Raw genomic sequence first — 20,707 nt, 5'->3', positions numbered from 1 at the left:
CCCTTTTTTTTGTATGTCTGCCCGCACTCCAAAGTTTGGTTATTTAACAAAATTAGAAAATGGACAAGCGGTCAATAATTTCATAAAATCAATTTAGGTTGTGAAAAATTTGTCGAAGGAGGTGTTGACGGGCATGGTACGTTATGTTGCCAATAAATTTTTCTATATGCTGGTTTCCCTGTTTGTGCTTATCTCAGCTACATTTTTCCTGATGAAAGCCATCCCTGGTGATCCGTTTACATCCGAGAAGAAGATTCCCGATGAAATCCGCCAGCGGCTGTACGAACAGTATGGCTTGGACAAGCCCGTCTACCAGCAGTATTTCAAATATTTGGGCAATATCGTGCAAGGTGATTTTGGTGTGTCCATGAAACGGATGAATCAAGACGTTTCGCATATTATCGGACAGACTTTCTCCGCCTCGCTGAAGCTCGGCCTTGTGGCCATCGTTGTATCCGTCATTGTCGGCGTCTTGCTGGGCATGTTGGCGGCTCTATATCACCGGAAGTTCATCGACTCGGCGGCCATGGTTCTGGCGGTGCTGGGCATAGCGGTTCCAAGCTTCGTGCTGGCAACCGTCCTGCAGTATGTATTTGCTTCGAAGCTCGGCTGGGTCAACGTAATGGGCTTTAAAGAACCGAGGGACTACGTGCTTCCTGTAATGGCGCTATCCGCGCAGCCGATTGCGTTCATTGCAAGACTTACCCGGTCCAGCATGCTTGAGGTGCTGCATGCGGATTATATCAAGACAGCCAAAGCCAAAGGCCTGAACTGGATTGCCATTCTGTTCCGCCACGTACTTCGCAACGGCATTCTGCCGGTCGTTACCTACATGGGACCGATGACGGCGAACATCGTAACGGGATCTGTCGTAATCGAGCAAATCTTCGGTATCGGCGGTATCGGCAAGCAGTTCGTGGAAGCCATCAGCGTCCGCGATTATCCGATCATTATGGGGATTACCATTTTCTACGGCATCCTGCTGATGGTTGCCCGCTTCATTACGGACGTCGCCTATGTATTCGTCGATCCGCGCATTAAATTAACCGGAGAAAAGGAGGGCTAATCAAGTGGCAGCTAAACACCAAATGGTTCCGCCCGGCGTAGAACTGAAGCCCGAAGACTTCCGGAAGATCGGCGTGGACGAGAAGCAGGCTGAAGTCATTCAGCGCGAGAGTCTGTCGGCCTGGCAGGACGCCTGGAAGCGTCTACGCCAGAACAAACTGGCCATGGTTTCGCTCGGCGTACTGGTTCTGATCATTATCGGCGCCATTATCGGCCCGCACATTACTAAGTATGATTATTTTTCCAACGACTATCTGAATACAAATGTACCTCCAAATGGAGAGCATTGGTTCGGCACCGACGATCTGGGCCGCGACATGTTCGTGCGTACCTGGTACGGCGCGCGTATCTCCCTGATCGTAGGCCTGGCGGCTGCTCTGATCGACCTGTGCATCGGTGTTGTATACGGCGGCATTATGGGCTTCTTCGGCGGCCGTACAGACAGCATCATGAACAAGATTTCCGAAGTTCTGTATTCCATTCCTTACCTTCTGGTAGTTATTCTGCTGCTCGTCGTGCTTGAGCCAAGTTTAGGGACGATCATACTGGCGCTGACGATTACCGGCTGGATTACGATGTCATGGATTGTGCGCGGTGAAATTATGCAGCTCAAGAACCGCGAATTCGTCCTTGCTTCCCGCTCCATGGGCGCAGGCTCCAAGCGGCTGCTGTTCAAGCATTTGCTGCCGAACGCCATCGGCCCAATCATTGTTACCGTTACGTTGTCGGTACCGAATGCGATCTTCGCCGAAGCGTTCCTGAGCTTCCTCGGTCTCGGTGTGCAGGCTCCAAAGGCTTCGCTCGGTTCCATGATCAGTGACGCGCTCACTGGCTGGCTGGCATATCCTTGGCGCATGCTGTTCCCGGCTATTCTGATCAGTGTAACGATGCTCGCCTTTAATATTTTCGGCGACGGTCTTCGCGACGCACTTGATCCTAAACTCAAGAAATAGGAGGTGACCATAATGGACCCGATTTTACAGGTTAAAGACTTGCAAGTATCGTTTTTTGTGTCGGGCGGTGAAGTGCAAGCTGTCCGCGGAATGAATTTTGAAATTGGCAAAGGCGAGACAGTAGCGATTGTCGGCGAGTCCGGCAGCGGCAAGAGTGTCACGGCCCAGTCGATCATGCGGCTGATTCCGTCACCTCCTTCCAAGGTGAAGCAGGGCGAGATTATTTTTCAAGGGCAAGACCTTCTGAAGAAGAGCACGAAAGAGATGGAAGCAATTCGCGGCAAAGACATTGGCATGATCTTTCAAGACCCGATGACCTCACTGAACCCCACGATCAAAGTGGGCAAGCAAATCACGGAAGTATTGATCAAACATCAGAAAATGTCAGCGGCCGAAGCGACCAAGCGTGGCATTGAAATGTTGAAGCTTGTCGGTATCAAGAATGCCGAGGCCCGCTTTAACCAATATCCCCATGAGTTCTCCGGCGGTATGCGGCAGCGTGTGATGATTGCGATCGCGCTGGCCTGCCGTCCTGCTCTGTTGATTGCGGACGAGCCGACTACTGCGCTCGACGTAACCATTCAGGCTCAGATCATGGAAGTAATGAAAGATATGCAGAAACAACTAGGTACGTCGATCATTCTGATCACCCATGACCTTGGCGTTGTCGCCGGCATGTGCGACCGTGTCATCGTCATGTACGCGGGTGAAGTGGTCGAGACCGGAACGAGATGGGAAATCTTCAAGAACCCGCAGCACCCATATACGAAGGGACTGCTTCGTTCGATGCCTCGTTTGGACCAGAAGAAAGGCGAGCCGCTGATCCCGATCGTCGGCACGCCGCCGGATCTGATCAAGCCTCCTGTCGGCTGTCCGTTCGCCGCTCGCTGCAGCGAAGCGATGGCGATTTGCGAGAGAATTGATCCGGGCACTACGGAATTCAGCGACACGCATACGGCGCGCTGCTGGAATCTGCATCCGATGGCCAAGGAGGCGCAAAACTCTTGAGCAAACAGCTGATCGAGGTAGAAGGCCTCAAGAAATATTTCAACGTTGGCAAAGGCAAAGTGCTGAAGGCGGTCGATAATCTGAACTTCTCGATTCGCGAAGGCGAAACGCTGGGTATGGTAGGCGAGTCGGGCTGCGGCAAGACGACGGCGGGACGCACGGTCCTCCGTCTGTATGAGCCGACGGCCGGCAGTGTGAAGTTTAACGGAACAGATATTTACAAGCTGTCTCCGGGTAAAATGAAAGCCATGCGCCGCGATATGCAGATGATCTTCCAGGACCCGTATGCATCGCTTAATCCGCGGTTTACGGTTTCGGATATCATCGGTGAGGCGCTGGACATTCATGGCATGGCAGGAAGCCGCGCCGAGCGCAAGAAGCGGATCGAGGAGCTGCTGGATATGGTTGGTCTGAACCATGACCATGCCACCCGCTATCCGCATGAATTCTCCGGCGGCCAACGCCAGCGTATCGGCATTGCCCGCGCGCTTGCGGTCAATCCGAAATTCATCGTCTGCGACGAGCCGATTTCGGCGCTTGACGTATCGATCCAGGCTCAGGTCGTCAACCTACTCAAAGAGCTGCAGACCCGTCTTGGACTGACTTACCTGTTCATCGCTCATGACCTCTCCATGGTTAAGCATATCAGCGACCGTGTCGCCGTTATGTACCTTGGTAAAATGGTTGAGCTGGCAGAGAGCGAAGAGCTGTACGCCAATCCGATTCATCCATACACCAAGGCGCTGCTGTCCGCGATCCCGATTCCCGATCCGGAAATCGAAGTCAACAAGAAGCGTCTGCATATGCATGACGAGCTGGCAAGCCCGATCTATTCGGCTGGCCAGCAGACCAACGAGGATGAAACAAAGCTGGTCGAAGTTTCAAAGGGCCACTTTGTAGCCAAGGCGTATGCCTGATTGCGAAATGCTGCACTAATCGAGGAATGTAACAGGTTTCCCCCGCTTCTGTCCGGAAGCGGGGGAAACCTTATTTTTTGACAAACACCTATCATTCTTGACTTGTTTCCCGGGAAACAATCGTTGGTTAAGAGCGCAGTCAGGCATAATCCTTGCTCAACGCTTTGACGGAACGTTCAGGTTTGGATACAATCAAAAAGGAAGTTTTTACGGACGCCTGACAAGTATCATATAGGGCGCATCAGCAGAACGGGAGGCAACCTGATGAACGTTGTACCGGAGCCTCTGCCGGGCGGACCGGCGCTCGCCCAGGCTTTCTTGAGGGGCGACGAGAAGGTGTCGCATTTATTCGGCGGAAGCTATCAGCATGAAAGTACCAGACAGGAGCGTGCCGCCTGGCTGGACAGCCAAAGTGACAGCCGTGTGGACCGCAGCCGTCTGACGGAAGTTCTGCGCAGCTATAACGCCAAATTCAATCATCATGAAGCGGTTCGGCGCTCGCTGGAATTGCTGGAACAGCCGGAGACGCTGGTGATCTCCGGCGGACAGCAGAGCGGACTGTTCACTGGACCACTGCTCGTCATTTATAAAATCATAACCACGATCACCGCTGCAAGAGAGGCATCGGAGGAACTCGGACGCCCGGTCGTTCCGCTCTTCTGGATCGCGGGCGAGGACCATGATTGGGATGAGGTCAATCATACGTATGTGCTGGACCGGTCCGGAGAAGTGGTCAAGCTGAAGATTGAGGCGGAGGAGACCGGGCGCAGCCCTGTCAGCTACATCCCGGTGGGCGAGGAGAGCTTCGCCAGACCGCTTGAGCAGCTTGGCGAGCTGCTTCAGGAGAGCGAGTTCAAGCAAGAGATCATGGAGCTGGCCTCAAATGCGGCCCGGCAGGGAAGCATGACTTCCGCTTTTGCCGAGATGATCGGTGCTTTGTTCGGCCGATTCGGCTTGATTTTGCTAGACTCGGCAGACCCTGCCCTGCGGGCGCTGGAGAAGCCGCTGTTCCGCGCGCTGATTGAGAAGAACGACGATCTGGAAGCGTCATACCACAAGACGGCGGATGATATCTTCAGCGGCGGTCATGAGCTCCAGGCTGATGTGGCGGCAGGCGGCGCGAACCTTTTTTACATTCATGAAGGAATGCGTCTTCTTCTGGTGAAGAAGGACGGAAGGTTTACGGACCGCAAAGGGCATGTCGCTTTCAGCAAGGAAGAGCTGTTGGAGCTGCTTGAGGGACATCCCGAGCGCTTCAGCAACAACGTGCTGACCCGTCCGCTGATGCATGAGTATCTGCTGCCGGTGCTGGCGACGGTGCTCGGACAGGGAGAGATCTCCTACTGGGGCATTACAGGACGGGCTTTCGCGGAGCTTGGCATGAAGATGCCGCCGATTCTGCCCCGGATGTCTTACACGGTCGTCGAGGGTACGCTGCACAAGCATATGGAGAAATACGGGCTGACCTTTGAAGACGTGCTGGTAGGTCTGGAGGAGAAGAAGCGGAGCTGGCTGGAGGCTCAGGACGAGCTGCAGCTTGGCCGGAAATTTGCCGAAGTCAAAGCCTCTTTTGCGAGCATGTATGACCCGTTAATCGAGGAAATTGGTACTGTCCAGGCCGGATTGCTCAAGCTGGGGGCCGCCAACAAGGAGAAAATCCTGGACCAGATCGATTTCCTGGAGGGCAAGGTCGTGAGCGCGATGGCCAAGCAGAGCGAAGCGGCGCTCCGGCAGTGGGAGCGGATTGAATGCTCGCTGATGCCGCTCGGCAGACTGCAGGAGAGAGTGTACAACGTCACGTATTATTTAAATAAATACGGCTTGTCCTGGCTGGAGCATCTGCTGGAGCTGCCGGCGGATTATTCCGGGACACACCGGGTCCTGTACATGTAATCGGCCGGTAGGACGGTCATGCAAGGCGCAAGTTTAGTCCATCTGAAACAGGAGGTACTTTCATGAGTTCATTATCCCGGCAAAACAGTATTGTAGCCGACATGTCGCTCGCAGCCGAAGGACATCTCAAAATCGACTGGGTTCGCCAGCATATGCCTGTGCTGAACCGGATTCGCGAGCAGTTCGAGGCGGAGCAGCCGTTCAAAGGGCTCAAAGTCTCGATCACTCTTCATCTGGAAGCCAAAACGGCTTATCTGGCCAAGGTTGTTCAGGCGGGCGGCGCGGAAGTGACCATTACTGGCTCCAATCCGCTCTCGACGCAGGACGATGTGTGTGCGGCGCTGGTAGAGGACGGTATTACAGTATTCGCCAAGTACAACCCTTCGCCCGAGGAGTTCAAGGCGCTGAATATCAAGGCGCTGGAGAGCAAGCCGGATCTCATTATTGATGATGGCGGCGATTTCGCGACGTTGCTCCACTCGGAACGCCCGGATTTGATGGAGAATATCCGCGGCGGTGCGGAAGAGACTACTACCGGGATTATCCGGCTTAAGGCGCTGCAGAAGCAGGGCATCCTGAAATTCCCGATGGTAGCTGTGAACGATGCGTACTGCAAGCATCTGTTCGATAACCGGTACGGCACAGGTCAATCCGTCTGGGACGGGATTATCCGGACCACCAACCTGATGGTGGCGGGCAAGACGGTCGTCGTGGTCGGCTACGGCTGGTGCGGCAAAGGCGTGGCCATGCGGGCCAAAGGGCTCGGAGCAGATGTCGTCGTAACAGAAGTCGATGCGATCAAAGCGGTGGAGGCTCATATGGACGGCTTCCATGTCATGCCGATGGTGGAGGCAGCCAAGCTGGGCGATTTCTTCGTTACGGTTACCGGCGATAAATATGTCATCCGCGGCGAGCACTACGATGTCATGAAGGACGGGGCGATTATGTGCAACGCCGGACACTTCGATGTTGAAGTATGCAAGCCGGAGCTGGCCGAGCGCGCGGAATCCATCCGCACCGTTCGCAAGAACATTGAGGAGTACCGGATGAAGGACGGACGCAAGCTGTATCTGCTCGCCGAAGGCCGCCTGGTCAATCTGGGCGCTGCAGACGGCCATCCGGCCGAAATTATGGATATGACCTTCGCACTTCAAGCTATGTCGCTGAAATATGTGAATGACAACTACAAAACAATCGGTGTTAAAGTAGAAAACGTGCCTTACGATCTGGACGAACAGGTTGCCCGCTACAAGCTGGAGAGCATGGGTCTCGGCATCGATACGCTGACGCCCGAGCAGATCGCTTACCTGGACAGCTGGAATCTGAACGACTAATGTAATGATGGCCGCAAGACAATCAGTCAAAAAGTTCCCGCTCCTTGCAGGAAGCGGGAACTTTTTTTGTCCAAATATAAGAAATTACAAGTTTCGTGCCCGATGGTCGCTGCGGTTTCAACACCCAATCTTATCCTAATTATAATGGAAGGAAAAATTGGGAGTCCCAGGAATATGCGCTCATCCCGTGCGAAAGAGAAACTGCATTGAAGCTGACGCCGTCATTTTATGGAAGAGCCGAGAGCCAGGTTTCGTCACCATTTGCGTACGGTCGAGACGTGTCGGGACAATGTATCTGACCCTCTGCATTCAAACGTATACACCGGCACACGCACCGCGTCGTCTTGTCCGTTACGCCTCGCCAAGCACCGGAAAGTAAATGCACTGCGGTTGGAAGATCACACGAGGATATCGTTACTCAACTGAATCGTTACTCAACTGAATCGTTGCCCAACTGAAACGTTACCCATCTGAAACGTACACAGCTGAAATGGGTGGTAATGCTTCCCAGCTCAACCGCCGTTCGCACGTAGAAATAGCTCCTCGAAGAGGCGTTGGACTGTCCGAAACTACGCTTGTTATGCGGATTTCGCAGCGTATGAGGACAATGGGGAGTGAATCCTTTCAGGAAGAATTTTCCTAAAACCGGAAAAAGGTTTTTGATTTTTACCGACGAATCTATTATGCTTAAGTGGTGAAAAGTGGGGTAAAGTGGAGATCAGAGGGAATTAGGGAGTGGGCAGCCTATGTTTATGGGGGAATACCAGCATAGTGTTGACGATAAGGGACGGATCATTATTCCGGCCAAATTTCGTGAACTGCTCGGCACGTCCTTCGTGGCAACCCGGGGTCTTGATTCCTGTCTGTTCGTTTATCCCATGGAAGAATGGGCAATCATGGAACAAAAGCTGAAAAGTCTGCCGCTGATGAAGTCCGACGCCCGTGCGTTCAGCCGCTTCTTTTTCTCAGGAGCGACCGAATGCCAGTGGGACAAGCAGGGACGGGTTACCCTGCCCGCCAATTTGCGAGAGTATGCAAAACTTGATAAGGACTGTGTCATTCTTGGCGTTTCGAACCGGGTGGAAATCTGGAACAAGGAGCTTTGGGAGCAGTACTTCGGGCAGTCGGAGGCGTCTTTTAACGTGATTGCCGAGAAGCTGGTGGATTTCAACTTTGAATTATAGCCTAATAACGATTACTGCCCTGGAGGGATGAAGTTTGTTTCACCACATCACGGTTCTGAAGGAAGAGGCGACAGAAGGACTTAACATCAGGGAGGATGGCATTTATGTGGACTGCACGCTTGGCGGAGCGGGCCACAGCTCCCTGATCGCTTCACGGCTGGGGCACAAGGGCCGGCTGATCGCATTCGATCAGGACGATTGGGCGCTGGATAACGCCAGGGAGAAGCTCGCGGTTTACAAGGACAGGGTCACGCTTGTCAGAAGCAATTTCCGCTTCCTTGAGGAAGAGCTCAAGTCTCTGCCTGAAGTTCCTCAGAAGGACGGATTTCCCCAGGTTGACGGCATCCTGTTTGACCTTGGGGTGTCCTCCCCGCAGTTCGACGAGGCGGAGCGCGGCTTCAGCTACAACCAAGACGCACCGCTTGATATGCGGATGGACAGAGAATCCTCCCTGACTGCTGCTGACATTGTGAACTCGTGGCCGGAGCAGGAAATCGCCCGCGTTCTGTTCCAATACGGCGAGGAGAAGTTCTCCAGACGGATTGCAGGAAGAATTATTGAGCGAAGGGCACAGCGTCCTATTAATAGTACGGGGGAACTAGCCGATATTATCAAAGAGGCAATTCCCGCTGCAACGCGGCGAACCGGCGGTCACCCCGCCAAACGGAGCTTTCAGGGGCTTCGAATCGCCGTGAACGATGAATTGGGCGCTTTTGAAGAGGCTCTGCACGCATCTGTGCGGTGCCTGTCCCCGGGAGGCCGCGTGTCCGTCATTACGTTCCATTCGCTGGAGGACCGGATCTGCAAGCAGATTCTGAACAGCTATGTCAGCCGATGCACCTGCCCGCCGGATTTTCCGGTCTGTGTGTGCGGCGGCGAAGGACAGATGAAGCTGGTCAACCGCAAGCCGATCTCGCCAGGCGAAGAGGAACTGAATGCCAATCCGCGTGCCCGTTCAGCCAAGCTGCGCATTGCTGAAAAATTGTAAAAGACGAAAAGGAGAGTCGAAGGATGGCCTATACCCGCGGCAATTTGGCAGTAGAACAGCAAAGAGAACAGAAACAAAACCCGCGCTACCGCGAAAAGACAAAGGTTGTCACAAGGCGCACCTCGCTTCCGCTTCAGGAGAAGCTGCTGTATCTGCTGACTCTTGGGCTGTTTGTCATCGTGGGGACCGTCCTGGTATGGCGTTACGTCCACATTTATGATTTGAACAAGCAGGCGCAGTTGCTGGACTCGAAAATTTCCGCCGACAAGAAGCAGATCGCAGTCTACCAGAAGCAGAAACAGGATTTGGAGCAGCAGGTGCCCGCCAAGGCGCGCTCCTGGGGCTGGGTGTCTCCAAGCGATGAGAAAACCATCTTCGTCCCGCATAACGTGTCCTATACCGATGACAAGTAGCCGATGAGCCGTCAGTCAAGCGAAAAAAAGTAGTGAGGTTTGCGAATGGTAAAAAGAATAAAGCTTCGATCGCTGTTTATAGGGGGATGTATTACCCTCTTTTTTCTTGTTCTGGTCGGAAGGGTATTCTGGATTCAGGTGCTGCAGGGCGATTTCTGGCAAAAGAAAGCCAGTGATACCTGGGCGCACACATCGATCATCAAGGCCCAGCGCGGAGAGATTACCGACCGCAATGGCACGGTTCTTGCAAGCGACGTGCCTGCCTATACCATCGTCGTCGATCCGGAAGTGATACATACGCAGGGCATCCGGGACGAGGTCGTGCAGGGGCTTCACGAGATTTTGAACAAGCCGGTATCCGAGCTGGAAAAACTGGTTGACGCCAAAGACGAAAAGGGCAACTTTTGGAAAAGCCGCGAGGTTCGTAATGAAGGCTGGAAGGTGGATCAGACCGTTGTCGACAAGGTGATCGCCCTGCGCGACAAGCTCCAGAAGGAGCATGAGATCCGCGAGACGGGGATCGGCTATGTCAGCGACCAGAAGCGTTATTATCCGAAAAATTCGCTGGCCGCGCATGTGCTTGGCTACACTGACCGGGAGGGCAAGGCCGTGGCGGGCCTGGAGGCTTTTTACGACGAGCAGCTCAAAGGTACGAACGGCTCGCTCAACTACCAGAGTGACGGGAACGGCGTGAAGCTCCCCAATGCGGCTGAGACGTTCAAGCCCGTGGTGAACGGCGACAACCTGAAGCTTACGCTCGACAGCACGATCCAGTATTACATCGAAGACGCGATGAAGGAAGCATACGACGAGTATCATCCCAAGAGTATGACCGTTATTGCTGCCGATCCGAGCACGATGGAGATTCTGGGCATGGCCAACCTGCCAACCTTTAATCCCAATGAGTACTGGGCGACGCAGGATCAGGGCGATTTCTATAATCACGCGGTCAAATCGATTTACGAGCCGGGCTCGACCTTCAAAATCGTAACTTTGGCCGGGACTGTTCAGGAGAAGCTGTTCAATCCGAACGCAACGTTCCAGTCTGGCTCCATCCGGATCAAAGGCTACAGCAAACCGCTGCACGACATCAACCGTTCCGGTTGGGGAACGATCAGCTATCTGGAAGGCGTCAAGCGTTCCTCCAACGTAGCCTTTGTCAAGCTGGGTTATGAGATGCTGGGCAGAGACCGTCTGGTCCAATATATTAGGAACTTTGGCTTCGATACCAAGACTGGCATCGACCTCCCCGGCGAGGCCAAAGGCGTTCTCTCTCCTCAATACAATGTGGAATATGCGACTCTGGCATACGGTCACGGTAAGGTACAGGTCACACCGATCCAGCAGCTTGCTGCGGTATCGGCTATTGCCAACGGCGGGAAGCTGATGAAGCCGTATATCGTCAAGGAAATCGACGATCCCAATACCGGCAAGGCGACCACTACGAAGCCCGAGGTGGTGCGGCAGGTTCTCACCGAGGAGAGCGCCAGGCAGACTGGACTCTATCTGGAGCAGGTTGTAGCCGACCAGGATATCGGAACCGGACGCCATGCGTATATTGAAGGCTATCGGGTAGCCGGCAAGACCGGTACGACGATCAAGCCTGACGGGAAGGGCGGGTATGACTACACGAAGAATGTGGTGTCATTCATCGGTTACGCGCCGGTTAACGATCCGAAGATCGCCGTCATCGTTATTGTCGACGATCCGAAGACGGAAGGCGGCGGCGGCGCCGTTGCGGCGCCGATCTTCAAGAAGATCGTGTCCCAGTCGCTGGAATACATGGGCGTTCCCAAGACATACACCGATCAGGATAAGAAGACCAAGACTCAGACGGAAGCGGCCGTAGCGCGCAAAGCTCCGGATCTGACCGGCCAGACGATGAAATCGGCCAGACAGTTGTTGCTGAATCAAGGCTACGATTTCGAGACCGTCGGCAACGGCGATAAGGTGATCAGCCAGTATCCGGTTGCCGGCACGGCGCTTGCGACGGGCCAGAAGGTGTATTTGCTCAGTGAGCAGACTGGCAACCCTTCGATTCCGGACTTGAAGGGTGCATCGCTCCGCGATGCTCTGGAGATTCTGAGCTTGCTTAAGGTCGGGATTCAGGTGAGCGGCGAAGGTTACGTAACCGAGCAGTCCGTTGCCCAGAAGAACGGCAAGGCGGAGGTAACTCTTACACTGAAGCCTAACGAACAGAAAGACGGTGCTGAGGCTTCGGGAGATGATGCCGAGGCAAGCGGCGGTGAGGGCAAGAGAAGCGCAGGCGCTGCGGATAATGGGTCATCTGCGTCAGATGATGGTGCTGCCGCCGGTCCGGCTTCCGGAGACAGCTCAGTCGATAGGGAGGCCGCCAGCGCTCCCGTTACGACAACGAACTAGGCTTGTTCTAACCTCGGTTTGTCCCGAATAGCATGGAGACAAGGATAAACGCCTGAAGACGTCTATTCAGGAAGCCATGTCTATTTGCGGGAAAGCGGGGTTGACGTATGAGAGTGTCGAAAATCTTGTCGCGGCGGCGCATGCTGTGGACGCTGATCGGGCTTGCCGTGCTGTTCGTGGCCCTGGCTCTGCGCCTGGCTTACGTTCAGCTGGCCGAAGGCGAAAAGTTGACTGCAAGGGCGGAGGATTCATGGCGCCGGAACATCCCGTTCACGGCGAAGCGGGGCGAGGTTCTGGACCGGAACGGGACGAAGCTTGCCTACAATGTCAGCTCGCCCACCATTTATGCCATCCCGGTCCAGGTCAAGGACAAGGAAGGGACGGCGGAGAAGCTGGCCCCCCTGCTCGGAATGACGCAGGAGAAGCTGGCGACCCTGTTATCCAAGAGAGAATCCACGGTGAGACTGCAGCCCGGCGGACGCAAAATTACGATGGAGCTTGCCGGAAGCATTCGTGATTTGCAGCTGCCGGGCATCGTTGTTGCCGAAGACAGCAAGCGGTTCTATCCCTATGGGGATCTTGCCGCACATATTTTGGGATTCACGGGGATCGACAACCAGGGAATAACCGGGATCGAGACCGTCTACGACAAGCTGCTGAAAGGGATTGGCGGGAATATCTCGTATCTATCCGATGCCGGCGGCGGGCTGATGCCCGGTTCTTCGGAGAAATATGCGGAGCCGCAGGACGGCCTGAATCTGGAGCTGACGATCGACAAGCAGATTCAATCGATCATGGAGCGCGAGCTCGACCAGGCTATGGTGAAATATCAGGCCAACGCCAGCTGGGCGATTGCGATGAACCCGAAGAACGGGGAGATTCTGGCGATGGCCAGCCGTCCGGGCTATGAGCCGGGACAGTACAAGGAATACGATTCTTCGGTATATAACCGGAATCTGCCGATCTGGATGACGTACGAGCCCGGTTCGACCTTCAAGATAATTACGTTGGCCGCCGCGCTCAACGAGAACAAGGTGGATCTGCAGAACGACCGCTTCTTCGATCCGGGCTACATCGAGGTTGGCGGAGCGAGGCTGCGCTGCTGGAAGAAAGGCGGCCACGGCAGCGAGACATTCCTGCAGGTTGTGGAGAATTCCTGCAATCCCGGCTTTGTCGTACTGGGCCAGCGGCTCGGTAAGGATACGCTGTTCCAGTACATCCGCAACTTCGGCTTCGGCAGTAAAACGGGGATCGACCTGAACGGCGAAGAGAACGGCATCCTGTTCAAACCGTCCAAGGTCGGTCCTGTAGAGCTGGCGACGACCGCTTTCGGCCAAGGCGTCTCGGTGACGCCGATCCAGCAGATTGCAGCGGTGTCGGCTGCCATTAACGGAGGCAAGCTCTATAAGCCGCATGTCGCCAAGGCGTGGATCAACCCGGACACCGGAGCTACGGTGTCGGAGGTCAAGCCGGAGCTTGTGCGGCAGGTCATCTCCGAAGACACCTCCAAGAAGGTGCGCGAAGCGCTGGAGAGCGTCGTTGCCAAAGGTACGGGCCGTCCGGCCTTTATCGACGGCTACCGGGTCGGTGGCAAGACCGGTACCGCGCAGAAGGTCGTGAACGGCCGGTACTCTGCATCGGAGCATATCGTGTCCTTCGTCGGCTTCGCGCCGGCAGATGATCCCCAGATCGTTGTGTACACCGCCGTCGATAACCCGAAGGGCATCCAGTTCGGCGGCGTCGTCGCCGCGCCGATCGTGCAGAACATTCTGGAGGATTCGCTGCATTATATGAAAGTGCCGCAGCGGACCGATCAGCTCTCCAAGGTGTATAAGTACGGCGAGACGCCGATCGACACCGTGCCGGATCTCGTAGGGGCGTCCGTTCAGGATATTTACGAGGATATGAACATGAACTTTAATCTGGTCCGTTCCGGAACCGGCGATACGGTAATCAACCAGGCACCCAAAGCGGGAGCACGGCTGGAGCGAGGTTCAACAATCCGGATTTATATGGGATCATCAAGTCCATAATGATAGAAAGACCATGTGACAGAATGAGTAAAGACGATATCTGATTTGAAATCAGTAGAGCGAGGGATTGAAGATGAAACTTGAGGAACTCTCTTCCTGTCTGGCCGCCGCGCGCCTGTACGGTGACAGCGGCACAGAAATTACCGATCTGCAGGTCGATTCCCGGAAGGTGAAGCCGGGCGACCTGTTCATCTGCCTGCCGGGCTTTACCGTTGACGGGCATGATTATGCGCCGCAGGCGGCTGCGGCCGGTGCGGCGGCGCTTGTGGTCGAGCGCCGGCTGGATCTGGAGCTGCCGCAGATCGTGGTAGGCGACAGCCGCTTCGCCATGGCGCTGCTCTCGAATGTGTTCTTCAGCTCGCCGAGCAGCCGGATGAAGATGATCGGCGTCACCGGAACGAACGGCAAGACGACGACCACGTATTTGATCGAGCGTATTCTGGAAGACCATGGGGTCAAGACGGGATTGATCGGAACGATTCAAATGCGCTACGGCGGGGTTAGCTATCCAATGCCCCGGACGACGCCGGAATCGCTGGAGCTTCAGCGTCATCTGCATGATATGGTCACTCAGGGAGTCGAAAGCTGTGTGATGGAGGTGTCTTCGCACGCATTGGAGCAGGGCCGCGTGAAGGGGACCGATTTCCGGACCGCAATTTTTACCAATTTGACCCAGGATCATCTCGATTACCATCATACGATGGAGGAGTACCGCGCCGCCAAGGGGCTGTTCTTCTCCAGACTCGGCAATGCCCTCTCTCCCCGTAAGGAAGAGCGCAAATACGCCGTGCTGAATGCTGACGATGAAGCGAGCGTCTATTTCGCGGCACAGACTGCGGCAGAGACGATCACCTACGGCATCGACAGCGAAGCGGACGTGCGTGCCTCACAGATTTCCATAACCGGCAAAGGCACCTCCTTCCATGTGGATACCTTTAGGGGTTCAGCTGATATTTCCTTGAAAATGGTCGGCAAGTTCAATGTCTACAATGCGCTGGCCGCTGTTACGGCATGCCTGCTAGAGGATATTTCGCTGGAAGACATCAAACGCAGCCTGGAATCCGTCCCCGGTGTCAGCGGACGCGTGGAGGCGGTGGAGGAAGGCCAGCCGTACACAGTGGTCGTGGATTACGCGCATACGCCTGACGGACTCGAGAACGTACTCAAGACGGTGAACGAATTCGCTGAAGGCAAGGTGCTGACCGTCTTCGGCTGCGGCGGGGACCGTGACAAGACGAAGCGCCCGCTGATGGGCAAGATCGCGGCCAAATACAGCGACCATGTGCTGGTTACCTCCGATAACCCGCGTACCGAGAATCCGGACGCCATTTTGAAGGACATCGAGGCGGGACTGATCGAGGACGGCGTGGAGCGCGGACGGTATGAGCTGATCGTGGACCGGCGCGAAGCGATTGGGAAAGCTGTTGATATGGCAAGCCCCGGAGATGTAGTATTGATTGCGGGGAAAGGTCATGAGACCTACCAGCTAATCGGCGGCGCCGTTCTCGATTTCGACGACCGCATTGTCGCCAAAGAAGCCATAAGGGGTAGAAGCCATTGATTACAAGAACACTGGGGGCCGTCGCCGACATGTGCGGCGGCGAACTTTCGCCAGGCAGCTCGCCGGAGACCCGCATCGGGGGAGTCGTTACCGATTCCCGGAAGATCACGCCCGGCTGCCTGTTCGTGCCATTGTCCGGCGATCATTTCGACGGACATGATTACGCCGCGGGGGCGCTTGAGAGCGGAGCCGCAGCAACGCTGTGGTCGGCCGGTAAGGGACCGGCACCGGCGGGGAATGCCGTCGTAGTCGGCGATACACTGGCCGCGCTGCAGGCGCTAGCCGCCGCTTACTTGAGTGAAGCGGCGCCTCGCGTCGTTGCCGTTACCGGGAGCAACGGCAAGACGACGACCAAGGATATGATCACCGCCCTGCTGGAGACCACATTCAAGGTTCACAAGACGCAGGGCAATTTCAATAATCATATCGGGCTGCCTCTCACCATTCTGAGCATGCCCGAGGATACCGATATCGCGGTGCTGGAGATGGGCATGAGCGCGCGCGGCGAAATTGCGCTGCTCTCGTCGATCGGCCGGCCCGATACAGCCGTCATTACCAATATCGGCGAATCGCATCTTCTCCAGCTCGGTTCCCGGAAGGAAATCGCACGGGCGAAGCTGGAGATCGTAGAAGGGCTGCGCAGCGGCGGGCTGCTGATCTGCAACGGCGATGAGCCTTTGATCGCCGAAGTCATGCAGGAGCCGGGTTTCAAGGCGCCCGAAGGCATGAAGATCTTCCGTTTTGGGCTTGAGGCGGGAAATGACGATTACCCGATCGGCATAATGAATCATCCCGGCGGAACGACCTTTACCTCCAGCCGTCATGACGGCCAGGTGTTCACGCTGCCGCTTCCGGGACGCCATAATGTGGTCAACTGTCTGGCTGCCATGGCGGTCGCCGAGCATTACGGCGTCACCGGCGAGAAGATGGCGGAAGGCCTGGCGGGCCTCAAGCTGACCGGCATGCGGATCGAGCTGATTCAGACGAAAGCCGGCCTAACGCTTCTGAACGATGCCTACAACGCCAGTCCGACCTCGATGAAAGCCGCGATCGACGTCCTTCAATCCATGAAGAGTGCAGGCTCCAAAATCGCGGTGCTGGGGGACATGCTTGAGCTTGGGCCCGATGAGGCAGCCTTTCACGCCGAAGTCGGCTCTTATCTGGATGCCTCCAAGGTCGACCGGGTCTTTACATACGGCCCGTTGTCACTTCATCTGGCCGATGCGGCCAGAGCCTCCTTCGGTCCGGACCGGGTGCATGCCTATGCGGATAAAACCGAACTGACAGCTGCGCTGCTGAATACGGTAGGTGCGAAGGACATCGTGCTGTTCAAGGCGTCGCGGGGCATGAAGCTGGAAGAGACGCTTCAGGCTCTGAGAGTCCGTTTTGATTAATGCTGCAATAGCAAGAGATTTGAGAGGGTGAACCCGTGGATTACCAACTGCTGCTACTGACCATATCCGTATCCTTTATCCTTGCGGTGATCGCCGCTCCGCTGCTGATCCCGCTGCTGCGCCGGATGAAATTCGGCCAGCAGGTCCGCGATGACGGGCCGCAGAGCCATCTGAAAAAAGCAGGGACCCCGACGATGGGCGGCATTATCATCATCGTGGCGTTTACGTTGTCGTACCTGAAATTTTCCGTCGTCAACACGGACTTTTACGTGCTGCTGGTGGCGACGCTCGGTTACGGCCTGATCGGCTTTTTGGACGATTACATCAAAATCGTCTTCAAGCGTTCTCTCGGCCTGACGCCGCGCCAGAAGCTGCTCGGCCAGCTCGTTGTCGGCGCGGTCATGTGCGCGCTGCTGATCTCCGCGGGACACAGCACCGCGATCAGCATTCCCGGAACCTCCGTTAGTTTCGACTGGACGGGATGGTTCTACTATCCGTTCATCGTCATCATGATGATGGCGATCACGAACGCCGTCAACTTCACGGACGGGGTCGACGGGCTGCTGTCCGGCACGGCCGCTATCGCGCTTGCCGCCTATGCGGTTGTAGCGATGCAGGCGACCTCGATCGCCGCGGGCGTCTGCGCCGCCGCGATGATCGGCGCGGTGCTGGGCTTTCTCGTGTTTAACGCCCATCCGGCGAAAGTGTTCATGGGCGATACCGGCTCGCTAGGCATTGGCGGCGCTATCGGCGCCATCGCCATCGTCACCAAGAGCGAGCTGCTGTTTGTTGTTATCGGAGGCATTTTTGTCATTGAAATGCTGTCAGTGGTCCTGCAGGTGGCATCCTTCAAGACCCGGGGCAAGCGCATCTTCAAGATGAGCCCGATCCACCACCATTTTGAGCTGAGCGGCTGGTCGGAATGGCGGGTTGTCATTTCGTTCTGGGCGGTCGGCATCGTACTGGCCGGTCTCGGACTATACATTAGCAAGGGGTTGTAGGCAATGAAACATCCGGATCAATATCGCGGCGAGGAGACGATCGTGCTCGGCCTCGCCAAGAGCGGCGTCCAGGTCGCCAAGGTGCTGCATGAGCGCGGCGCCCTGGTTACAGTCAACGATAAAAAGGATAGAGAACAATGTCCCGAAGCTTCCGAACTGGAGTCTTTGGGAATTTCTGTTATATGTGGAGGGCATCCGGACGGCCTGATTCATGAAGGCGTCAAGCTGGTCGTCAAAAACCCGGGCATCCCTTATTCCGCTGCGCCTGTGCAGAAGGCGCTGGAGCTCGGCATCGAAATCGTTACTGAGGTCGAAGTCGCCTATCATCTGTGCAAGGCTCCGATCATCGGCATTACCGGCTCCAACGGCAAGACCACCACGACAACCTGGGTTGGCAAAATGCTGGAGGCCGCCGGGATGAATCCCATCGTCGCGGGCAATATCGGCACTCCGCTCTGTCAGGCGGCGCAGGAAGCCAGTGAAGACAACTGGATGGTGGTTGAGCTAAGCAGCTTCCAACTGAAGGGCACGCAGGATTTCCGGCCCAAGGTGGGCTGTCTCCTGAACGTAGCCGAGACCCATCTCGACTATCACGGAGATATGCGGGATTATGTCGATTCCAAGGCCAAGCTGTTCGCCAATCAGGAAGCGAGCGATACAGCCGTCCTGAATTGGGACGACCCTTATTGCCGGGAGCTCGTGCCGTACATGAAGGGCATGATTCTTCCCTTCTCCATGACCGAGGAACTTCTTCAGGGCGTGTTCGTCCGGCCGTCCTATGTGCCGGATGTGGAGGATAATCTGAAGCGGACGATTATCTACCGGGATTACACCGAGAGCGAGACAGTAATATCCGAGGTGGACTCCATCGGGCTGCCCGGCCGTTTCAATGTGGAGAACGCGCTGGCGGCCATCGCCATCGCCATCGCGGCTGGCGCCGATCCCGGAGTGCTTGCGGATACGCTGGCCTCGTTCCGGGGCGTGGAGCATCGCCTGGAATATGTCGAAGACAAGAACGGCGCCAGCTATTACAACAACTCCAAAGCGACCAACGCCAAAGCCACGACCATGGCGCTTGTCTCCTTCAAACAGCCGATCGTCCTGATCGCTGGCGGGCTCGACCGCGGCTCCGATTATATGGAGCTCATTCCAATCCTTGAGGGCCGTGTCAAGGCGCTGGTCGCGCTCGGCGAGACCAAGGACAAGCTCGCTTCCGTCGCGAAGCTCGCGGGATTAAAGACGGTGGTCACCGTCGATAATGAAGGCAGCGCCGCCTCGGTGCTGCAGAAGGCTGTTCAGGAAGCCGCCGCTTTGGCGGAAGAAGGGGATGTCGTGCTGCTGTCGCCCGCATGCGCAAGCTGGGACATGTTCAAATCCTATGAAGAGCGCGGGCGTATTTTTAAAGAGGCGGTGCATAATCTGTAAGTAGGGGGGCTTGGATAAGCTTCCACTACGAAGCAAGAGGTGTGCTCCTCATGAACAAGTCAAAGCCTGCTCCTCCCGATATCTGGCTCGTTATTCCGATCCTGGCGCTGCTCGCCATAGGCATGGTCATGGTCTACAGCGCGGGCTCTGTACTGGGCTTCCGCAATTATGGCGACTCCTTTTATTTTGTCAAAAGGCAGCTGCTGTTCGCGGCATTGGGGCTGGCGGCCATGTTCTTCATGGCCAACCTGGATTACCGTGTGCTGAAACGGCTGGCCAAGCCCGCGCTGATCCTGTGCTTCATCTTGCTCGTCATCGTCCTGATTCCCGGCATCGGGGTCGTGCGCGGCGGCGCGCGCAGCTGGCTTGGCATCAGTTCCTTCGGCATACAGCCTTCCGAGTTCATGAAGATGGGGATGATCCTGTTCCTGGCCAAATGGTTGAGCCGCGAGGATTACGACATAACGACGTTCACCAAGGGACTGCTGCCTCCGCTCGCGCTGATTGGCTCCGCCTTCGGCCTGATTATGATGCAGCCCGATCTTGGAACCGGCACGGTGATGACGGGAGCGGCGCTGATGATGGTGTTCACCGCCGGCGCGAGAATGAAGCACCTGTCATTGCTGGGCGCGGCCGGAGCGGCAGGTTTTGCCGGTCTTGTCGCCGCGGCGCCTTACCGGCTGCAGCGGATAACGGCCTTTCTCGATCCATGGTCGGACCCGCTGGGCGCGGGCTATCAGATCATCCAGTCGCTGTATGCGATCGGACCGGGGGGCCTCGGGGGGCTGGGGCTTGGCATGAGCCGCCAGAAGTACAGCTATGTTCCCGAGCCGCAGACGGACTTTATTTTTTCCATCCTGGCTGAGGAGCTGGGTTTTATCGGCGGCATCGCCGTTCTGATCCTCTTTCTGATTTTGATCTGGCGGGGGATGAGGGTGGCAATGAGCCTGCCGGACCGCTTCGGCAGCTATCTGGCTGTCGGCATCGTCTGTATGGTGGCGGTTCAGGTCGTGATCAATATCGGCGTCGTCATCGGTCTTATGCCGGTCACCGGCATCACGCTGCCCCTGATCAGCTATGGGGGGTCGTCGCTGACGCTGATGCTGACGGCGCTCGGCATTTTACTCAATCTATCCCGTTATGCGAGGTGAAGGGC

The 20,707-nt window shown here is 56.0% G+C and carries 16 protein-coding genes; all 16 read left to right on the top strand.

Features of this window, described 5'->3' with window-relative positions; genetic code table 11:
- Positions 1–133: 133 nt before the first annotated feature.
- Positions 134–1,066, top strand: a complete 933-nt coding sequence (locus tag PSTEL_RS18765; RefSeq protein ID WP_038697673.1) for an ABC transporter permease — start codon at positions 134–136, stop codon at positions 1,064–1,066.
- 22 nt (positions 1,067–1,088) lie between these two features.
- A complete protein-coding gene (locus tag PSTEL_RS18760) occupies positions 1,089–2,018 on the top strand; it encodes an ABC transporter permease (protein WP_038697671.1) in 930 nt (309 codons plus the stop codon).
- Positions 2,019–2,030: 12 nt separating this feature from the next.
- A complete protein-coding gene (locus tag PSTEL_RS18755; protein WP_038697668.1) occupies positions 2,031–3,026 on the top strand; it encodes an ABC transporter ATP-binding protein in 996 nt (331 codons plus the stop codon).
- Positions 3,023–3,943, top strand: coding sequence for an ABC transporter ATP-binding protein (locus tag PSTEL_RS18750; protein ID WP_038697660.1), 921 nt, complete (start codon positions 3,023–3,025; stop codon positions 3,941–3,943). Before PSTEL_RS18755 ends, PSTEL_RS18750 begins: the two co-directional genes overlap by 4 nt.
- A gap of 264 nt (positions 3,944–4,207) precedes the next feature.
- Positions 4,208–5,836: a bacillithiol biosynthesis cysteine-adding enzyme BshC gene (gene bshC, locus PSTEL_RS18745; protein ID WP_038697658.1), complete on the top strand. Its 1,629-nt coding sequence runs from the start codon at positions 4,208–4,210 to the stop codon at positions 5,834–5,836.
- Between the two features lie 62 nt (positions 5,837–5,898).
- A complete protein-coding gene (locus tag PSTEL_RS18740; protein WP_038697656.1) occupies positions 5,899–7,170 on the top strand; it encodes an adenosylhomocysteinase in 1,272 nt (423 codons plus the stop codon).
- 746 nt (positions 7,171–7,916) lie between these two features.
- Positions 7,917–8,354, top strand: coding sequence for a division/cell wall cluster transcriptional repressor MraZ (gene mraZ / locus PSTEL_RS18735; protein WP_038697654.1), 438 nt, complete (start codon positions 7,917–7,919; stop codon positions 8,352–8,354).
- A gap of 34 nt (positions 8,355–8,388) precedes the next feature.
- Entirely contained in the window at positions 8,389–9,342 is a 954-nt protein-coding gene (gene rsmH, locus PSTEL_RS18730) for a 16S rRNA (cytosine(1402)-N(4))-methyltransferase RsmH (protein WP_038697652.1), read from the top strand.
- 23 nt (positions 9,343–9,365) lie between these two features.
- Positions 9,366–9,755: a hypothetical protein gene (locus tag PSTEL_RS18725; protein WP_038697650.1), complete on the top strand. Its 390-nt coding sequence runs from the start codon at positions 9,366–9,368 to the stop codon at positions 9,753–9,755.
- Positions 9,756–9,800: 45 nt separating this feature from the next.
- On the top strand, positions 9,801–12,137 hold the full coding sequence (locus tag PSTEL_RS18720; protein WP_038697648.1) for a penicillin-binding protein: 2,337 nt from the start codon (positions 9,801–9,803) through the stop codon (positions 12,135–12,137).
- Between the two features lie 107 nt (positions 12,138–12,244).
- Positions 12,245–14,170, top strand: coding sequence for a stage V sporulation protein D (locus tag PSTEL_RS18715; protein WP_038697646.1), 1,926 nt, complete (start codon positions 12,245–12,247; stop codon positions 14,168–14,170).
- A 73-nt stretch (positions 14,171–14,243) separates the two neighbouring features.
- Entirely contained in the window at positions 14,244–15,731 is a 1,488-nt protein-coding gene (locus PSTEL_RS18710; protein WP_038697644.1) for a UDP-N-acetylmuramoyl-L-alanyl-D-glutamate--2,6-diaminopimelate ligase, read from the top strand.
- Positions 15,728–17,125: a UDP-N-acetylmuramoyl-tripeptide--D-alanyl-D-alanine ligase gene (locus PSTEL_RS18705; RefSeq protein WP_038697642.1), complete on the top strand. Its 1,398-nt coding sequence runs from the start codon at positions 15,728–15,730 to the stop codon at positions 17,123–17,125. The genes PSTEL_RS18710 and PSTEL_RS18705 overlap by 4 nt, the downstream gene beginning before the upstream one ends.
- Positions 17,126–17,160: 35 nt before the next feature.
- Positions 17,161–18,126 carry a phospho-N-acetylmuramoyl-pentapeptide-transferase gene (gene mraY, locus PSTEL_RS18700; RefSeq protein ID WP_038697640.1) on the top strand — a complete coding sequence of 322 codons (966 nt, stop codon included), beginning with the start codon at positions 17,161–17,163 and terminating at the stop codon, positions 18,124–18,126.
- A gap of 3 nt (positions 18,127–18,129) precedes the next feature.
- Complete coding sequence (murD, locus tag PSTEL_RS18695; RefSeq protein ID WP_038697638.1) at positions 18,130–19,551, top strand: UDP-N-acetylmuramoyl-L-alanine--D-glutamate ligase; 1,422 nt, start codon at positions 18,130–18,132, stop codon at positions 19,549–19,551.
- Between the two features lie 50 nt (positions 19,552–19,601).
- Positions 19,602–20,702 (top strand): stage V sporulation protein E, encoded by a 1,101-nt coding sequence (gene spoVE / locus PSTEL_RS18690; RefSeq protein WP_038697636.1) that lies wholly within the window; start codon positions 19,602–19,604, stop codon positions 20,700–20,702.
- Positions 20,703–20,707: the final 5 nt, after the last annotated feature.

This window comes from Paenibacillus stellifer (genome assembly GCF_000758685.1).
GTDB lineage: Bacteria > Bacillota > Bacilli > Paenibacillales > Paenibacillaceae > Paenibacillus_AQ > Paenibacillus_AQ stellifer.
This window is presented reverse-complemented; position numbering and strand designations above follow the sequence as displayed.

Excerpts from the sequence above, each read along its gene's own strand:
- PSTEL_RS18765 (WP_038697673.1), top strand. The coding sequence starts at position 134 with ATGGTACGTTATGTTGCCAATAAATTTTTCTATATGCTGGTTTCCCTG.
- PSTEL_RS18760 (WP_038697671.1), top strand. The coding sequence starts at position 1,089 with ATGGTTCCGCCCGGCGTAGAACTGAAGCCCGAAGACTTCCGGAAGATC.
- PSTEL_RS18755 (WP_038697668.1), top strand. The coding sequence starts at position 2,031 with ATGGACCCGATTTTACAGGTTAAAGACTTGCAAGTATCGTTTTTTGTG.
- bshC (WP_038697658.1), top strand. The coding sequence starts at position 4,208 with ATGAACGTTGTACCGGAGCCTCTGCCGGGCGGACCGGCGCTCGCCCAG.
- PSTEL_RS18740 (WP_038697656.1), top strand. The coding sequence starts at position 5,899 with ATGAGTTCATTATCCCGGCAAAACAGTATTGTAGCCGACATGTCGCTC.
- mraZ (WP_038697654.1), top strand. The coding sequence starts at position 7,917 with ATGTTTATGGGGGAATACCAGCATAGTGTTGACGATAAGGGACGGATC.
- PSTEL_RS18725 (WP_038697650.1), top strand. The coding sequence starts at position 9,366 with ATGGCCTATACCCGCGGCAATTTGGCAGTAGAACAGCAAAGAGAACAG.
- PSTEL_RS18720 (WP_038697648.1), top strand. The coding sequence starts at position 9,801 with ATGGTAAAAAGAATAAAGCTTCGATCGCTGTTTATAGGGGGATGTATT.
- PSTEL_RS18715 (WP_038697646.1), top strand. The coding sequence starts at position 12,245 with ATGAGAGTGTCGAAAATCTTGTCGCGGCGGCGCATGCTGTGGACGCTG.
- PSTEL_RS18710 (WP_038697644.1), top strand. The coding sequence starts at position 14,244 with ATGAAACTTGAGGAACTCTCTTCCTGTCTGGCCGCCGCGCGCCTGTAC.
- murD (WP_038697638.1), top strand. The coding sequence starts at position 18,130 with ATGAAACATCCGGATCAATATCGCGGCGAGGAGACGATCGTGCTCGGC.
- spoVE (WP_038697636.1), top strand. The coding sequence starts at position 19,602 with ATGAACAAGTCAAAGCCTGCTCCTCCCGATATCTGGCTCGTTATTCCG.